At 69.6% G+C, this 5,469-nt stretch carries 6 protein-coding genes; 3 read left to right on the plus strand and 3 right to left on the minus strand.

Annotated features, from left to right (window positions below):
* Window positions 1–46: 46 nt before the first annotated feature.
* Together D7X74_RS39035 and D7X74_RS39040 are read right to left on the minus strand one after the other, a co-directional pair.
* Window positions 47–931 (minus strand): hypothetical protein, encoded by an 885-nt coding sequence (locus D7X74_RS39035; RefSeq protein WP_120538030.1) that lies wholly within the window; start codon window positions 929–931, stop codon window positions 47–49.
* Between the two features lie 162 nt (window positions 932–1,093).
* Entirely contained in the window at window positions 1,094–2,227 is a 1,134-nt protein-coding gene (locus D7X74_RS39040; protein ID WP_120538031.1) for an aminotransferase class I/II-fold pyridoxal phosphate-dependent enzyme, read from the minus strand.
* A 177-nt stretch (window positions 2,228–2,404) separates the two neighbouring features.
* On the opposite strand from D7X74_RS39040, the gene D7X74_RS39045 reads away from it, so the two are divergent.
* Window positions 2,405–2,908, plus strand: coding sequence for a peroxiredoxin (locus D7X74_RS39045; protein WP_120538032.1), 504 nt, complete (start codon window positions 2,405–2,407; stop codon window positions 2,906–2,908).
* A 45-nt stretch (window positions 2,909–2,953) separates the two neighbouring features.
* Complete coding sequence (locus tag D7X74_RS39050) at window positions 2,954–3,994, plus strand: SDR family oxidoreductase (protein WP_120538033.1); 1,041 nt, start codon at window positions 2,954–2,956, stop codon at window positions 3,992–3,994.
* A 25-nt stretch (window positions 3,995–4,019) separates the two neighbouring features.
* Here D7X74_RS39050 and D7X74_RS39055 read toward each other — a convergent pair whose 3' ends face one another.
* Complete coding sequence (locus tag D7X74_RS39055; protein ID WP_120538034.1) at window positions 4,020–5,129, minus strand: MJ1255/VC2487 family glycosyltransferase; 1,110 nt, start codon at window positions 5,127–5,129, stop codon at window positions 4,020–4,022.
* Window positions 5,130–5,200: 71 nt separating this feature from the next.
* On the opposite strand from D7X74_RS39055, the gene D7X74_RS39060 reads away from it, so the two are divergent.
* Window positions 5,201–5,469, plus strand: a 269-nt coding sequence (locus tag D7X74_RS39060; protein WP_120538035.1) for a hypothetical protein, incomplete at its 3' end; no start/stop codon positions are given.

The following is a 5,469-nucleotide window of genomic DNA, read 5'->3' on the forward strand; positions in this document are numbered from 1 at the left end:
GGTCATGTGAGGGCTGCGCCGGAGGGGGCGGGGGGAAGCCGTCAGTCTAGTACGCGTACGTGACGACGTCCTCGCGCACCTTGGAGACGATGCCGCCCCAGTTGCCGTTGGCGTAGTGGTTGTACGACTCGCCGTCATCGCGCAGGGAGACGGAGTGGAAGCTCCACTTCGCGCGGCCGTCGCTGCACGCCGCCGTGCCCGTGTTCAGCGTGCCGCCGCAGAACCAGTCGCCGGGGTTGCAGTAGGACCCGTTCCCACTGCCGGACACACCACCGGTGGAGTGGTAGGACACCGCCTCGTCGTCCTGGCCGGGGAGGATGCCGGAGTACGCCGTCCCCTTGGCGCCGGCGAACATGTAGAACCAGACGTTGCGCGTGGTGTTGTGGTTGAACATGGCGCGCGCCGTCGTGGTGACCAGGTCGCTCACCAGCGGGTCGCTCACCGCCCAGTCGCCGTGGTCCGCCAGCTCGCTGCCGCCACCCGCGCCGGACGCGATGTCCACCCACTTGATGTTCCAGCCCGTCTGCGTGGAACCGTCCGTGTTGCCGCACTCGCCGTTGGCGTTGGGCGTCGCGTTCTTCTTGCTGCGCGCGCTGCCGCCGTACAGCGACAGGGCGTAGCCGATCTGCAGATCACCGGCGCTGTGCGCGGCGATGTAGCACCAGTTCGTGCCCGTGCAGAAGCAGTCCAGCGCGTTGCGGACCCGGTAGTTCTCCGTCCCGATGCGCTGCGTGCCGTTCCAGTTGACCGCCTTCTTGTTCACCCCCGCCGCCGTGCCCGCCGGTCCCCAGTAGCTGAAGTCCGCGTAGTTGCCGGCCTTCGTGCTGTTGCCGTTCTTGCCGTGGATCCACAGCGTGTAGTTGGTCGCGGCGGCTTCGGTGCTCACCAGCAGCGTCGCGGCGGCCACGGCCGCGCCAATCAGCGTCTTCATCGGGGTGTGTCTCCTGGCCTCTCCAGAGGGATGAGAGGGCTTTGCGCACGGCCGCAGGCCGGGCGAGGGGACGACCACTCTAGGGGTTGTCTTCAATGAACGCGATAAGCCGACAGCCACGGTGTTACAGAAAAAGCTGACGCATTGCGCCGGCCGGAAATGTCACACCGGGGTATCAAGGACCCCGCTGTTCACGAAGCGCTCCAGGCGTATCAATGCTTCCGGCAGGTTGGCGCGACCCAGGCCCAGACGGAAGTGATTGCCTTCAAAGGCATACACGTTTCCAGGCAACAGCAGCACGCCCTCGCGGGCGATGAGTGCTTCGGTGAAACGACCCACCGGGATGTTTCGCAACAAACGGGGGAAGGCGACGCTGCCGGCGCGCGGACGCACCCAGCGGAACGTCTCCGGGTGGCGGGCGAAGAACGCATCCAGCAACGCGAGGTTCCGGGTGAGCAGGCCCCGGCTGCGCGCGAGCACCTGCTCCCGGGCCTTGAGGGCGATGAGGGACAGCACCTCGCTGGGGGCGCTGTTGCACAGCGAGGTGTAGTCCTTGAAGGACCGGCACCGCGCCAGCAGCTCCGCGTCCCGGCACGCGAGCCAGCCCACGCGCAGCCCCGCCAGGCCGAACGCCTTGGACATCACGCCCAGGCTCACGCCCTTCGTGAAGCACGACGCCGCGGGCGGCAGCGTGTCCGCGGGGTCGTACTCCAGCAGGCGGTACACCTCGTCGGAGAAGAGGGGGATGCCTCTCGCCTCGCACAGCGCGCACAGGGCCTGGAAGGTGGCGCGGTCCGGCAGCGAGCCCGTGGGGTTGTGGGGGAAGTTCACGACCACCATGCGCGTGTCGGGGCGCAGCGCGGCCTTCAGCGCCTCCAGGTCCAGCGCCCAGCCGTCCTCCTCGCGCAAGGGGAGCAGCGTCACCTGGGCGCCGGTGGCGCGCGCCACCTCGTACAGGGACTGGTAGCCCGGCCAGGTGACGACGGCGTGCGTGCCCGGCCCCAGTTGGACGTTCATCGCCACGAACAGGGCTTCCTGCGCGCCCGCGAAGGTGAGGACGTCATCGGGCGTGAGGCCCGGGTACATCCCGGCGACGGCCTCGCGCAGCACGGGCAGCCCCGACGTTTCGGTGTAGCCCAGCGTCAGGCCCTCCCACCGCGCCCGGTCCTCCGGGGAGGCGAGCGCCAGCAGGTCCGCCATGCGCCAGCCCTCCACGTCGGAGGCGCACAAGAGGTAGGGCGCGGCGAACTCCCAGCGCGCGAAGTACCGCTCCAGCTCGAAGTCGGGGATGTGCATGACGTCCTCTCGCGTGGCGCCCGCCTGCCCGCCCGGGGGCGGAGCGGGCCCGTGAGCCTTGCCGGACAGGCGAGCGGCCGGGCGCGCAGCCGGGAGCAACCGGAGACGCATGCATAGCTTGAGTCGCGACCCGTTGAAGCGCTTTCCCACCCCGCGGTGAGTTCAAAGGGAGTTCGCATGGCCTCGACGAAGATTCCCCTCAAGCTCCTGGACCCGGATGGCGGCTGGGTGAATGCCCCGGTCCACGTCTCGGAGCTCGATGGCCTGCCCGTCCTCCTGCACTTCTGGACCATGGACTGCGAGGACTGCGCTGGGCAGTTCGAGGCCGTGAACCAGTGGGTGGTGGACTTCGGGCCGCGAGGGCTGAAGGTGATTGGCGTGGACGTCACCCACTCCGAGACGGAGCTGCGCGACACCAACAAGGTGGAGGGCTTCGCGCGCGAGCACGGCCTGCGCCACCCCATCGCGATGGACGACGGCTCCATGGCCAGGGTGTACGGCGTGGACAAGCACCCGGCCTTCCTCCTCTTCGGGACGGATGGGCTCTTGAAGAATCGCATTGGCGGCAAGGACGCCGTGCGCCGCGTGCGCGCGCTGCTCAAGAACCTGCCCGAGGGGGAGCGGGAGCTGTCGGGTCAGATTTCCGACGCCGAAGAGGCCCAGCTCCCGGCCAGTCCCTAGGGCCCCGGGCCGCCCCTTCCTCCCCTCTCCTTCAGGAGTCGCACCATGGCTGAACGACGTCACACCGAGCGAAAGGGCCTCTCCCTCGGAGCACTGGCCGCCGGGGTCGGCGCGGCCGTGGGCCTGGGCCGCGCGCTGCGGCCGCGCTACAGCTTCAAGGACCGCACGGTCATCATCACCGGGGGTTCGCGGGGCCTGGGGTTGGTGATGGCGCGCCTGCTGCTGAAGGAGGGCGCGCGGGTGGCCATCTGCGGCCGCGACAACGAAACGCTCCAGCGGGCCCGCGCGGAGCTGGAGCGCGAGGGCGGCGAGGTGCTGGCCGTCCGGTGCGACGTGCGCGACCAGGTGCAGGTGGACGCGATGGTGGGCGCGGTCCACGAGCGCTGGGGCGCGGTGGACGTGCTCATCAACAACGCGGGCATCATCATGGTGGGCCCGCTGGAGTCCATGACCCTGGAGGACTTCGAGGAGGCCATCGACGTGCACCTGTGGGGCCCGCTGTACACGACGCTCGCGGTGGCGTCGGACATGAAGCGGCGCGGCGAGGGCCGCATCGTCAACATCGCCTCCATTGGCGGGAAGGTCAGCGTGCCGCACCTGGTGCCGTACTCCGCGAGCAAGTTCGCGCTGGTGGGCCTGTCGGACGGCCTGCGCACGGAGCTGGCCCAGGACGGCATCAAGGTGACGACGGCGTGCCCCGGCCTGATGCGCACGGGCAGCCCGCGCAACGCGTCCTTCAAGGGCGACCACGAGAAGGAATACGCGTGGTTCCACATCAGTGACTCCACGATGGGCGTGTCCATGGGCGCCGAGCGCGCGGCGCGCAAAATCATCGAGGCGTGCCGGCGCGGGGACGCGGAGGCCCTGGTGGGCCTGCCCGCGAAGCTCGCCACGGCGGGCCGGGCCCTGGCGCCCAACCTCACCGCGCGCCTGCTGGACGCCGTCAACCGCCTGCTGCCCCAGGACAGCAACCCGGACCGCTACCGGGGCAGCGACAGCGAGACGCCCATCACCCGCTCCTGGCTCACGGAGATGAGCCGCCGCGCGGCGGAGCGCAACAACGAGAACGAGGTGTCCCTGCACTAGGCAGGGGACACCCCGGGCGGACGCCTCAGGCCTTGCCGTCCATCTCCGCCAGCTCCATGCGCCAGTGGCCCCGGTGCTCGTACGCCTGGGCCAGCTGGTCGTTGAGCGCGGTGAGCATCTTCACGTTCCCATCCTGCTCGTAGCCCTTGAGGGCCTCCTCGCAGGCGGGCACGCGGGTGAGGAACGTCTTCAGCGCGTCCAGGCTCAATTCCTTCACATACATGCCGTACCCCAGCTTCTCCAGGTACAGGGCATTGAGCACCTGCTCGAACTGGCCTCCCACCGGGATGCTCAGCAGCGGCTTGTGCAGGTAGACGGCCTCGCTCATCAGCGTGTAGCCGCCGCCGGCCACCACCGCGCGCGCCGTGCGCAGGTCGTCGATGAAGCCCGCCTCGCTGAAGGGCCGGTAGGTGAGGTTGCCATCCACCAGGTCCTCCTTCAGGTCGCGGCGCAGGCCGTACACGCGGCACGGGACGCCGGACTGCTTGAGGATTTCGGGCAGGTGCGTGTTGGTCGTCGCCGTCTGGTACACCAGCAGGTGCTCGCCGCGCTCCGACTTCGCCGACAATATCTCCGGCCGGAGGATGGAGGGCGCCAGCGTGGTGCGGCGCTTGCGCAGGGGCGGGTAGAAGAACGTCGTCGCCAGGTAGTGGAAGGCCCCGGGCAGCTTCGCCTTCACGATGGCGCGCGTGGCCTCGAAGCTCTCCTCGTGGCCCGCGAGCAACGACGGCTCGTGCTGGCAGCGGTTGATGACCTGCATGTTGTCCACGCTGATGACGGGCAGCCGGTGGTTCTTCGCGAACAGGTAGCTGAACGTCTCGAAGTCGCTCACCACCACGTCCGGCTTGAAGCCCTCCACCAGGTCGAAGTACTGGCGCACGTTCTGCGGCCAGCCCTTCACGGCGCCCTGCAGGTTCTGCAGCACCGTCTGCCACTTCTTCACCGAGTTCCCCTCGTAGGCGATGGTCAGGCCCCAGATGCCGTGCACGTTCTGGAAGCGCTGGGACAGGTAGCTCTGCGCCCGCCCCGACACCACGATGTGGACCTCGTGTTCCTTCGTCAGCGCCTCGAGCAGCACGCGCGAGCGCGTCGCATGGCCCATCCCCTCGCCGACGACCCCGTACAGGATTCGCATGGTCCGGAAGCATACGCGCCAGCGGCCTTCATCGCCCCGTCCCACCCGCGTCGGTGCTACGCCTCGCGTCCATGACCGCCCTGCCCTCCTCCCGGGGTACCGCCCTCCTGCGCGCCGCGTCGCTCGGGTTGGTCGCCGGCCTGCTCCTGGGCGGGCTCCTCCTGCTCGCCCGGGGCGCGAAGGGCGTCTTCTTCCCCGCCGACTGCACGGGCCTGTCCGACCCCGAATGCCAGCTCGCCCGGGAGACCGACCGCGACCTGGGCCGGGTGCAGACACTCTCCGGGGGCGCGCTCGTCGCCCTGGGGGCCGCCCTCTTCGCCCTCACCCGGCCCGCCTTGCC

Origin of the sequence: Corallococcus sp. CA047B (assembly GCF_003612065.1) — a bacterium.
GTDB classification, from domain to species: Bacteria; Myxococcota; Myxococcia; order Myxococcales; family Myxococcaceae; genus Corallococcus; species Corallococcus praedator.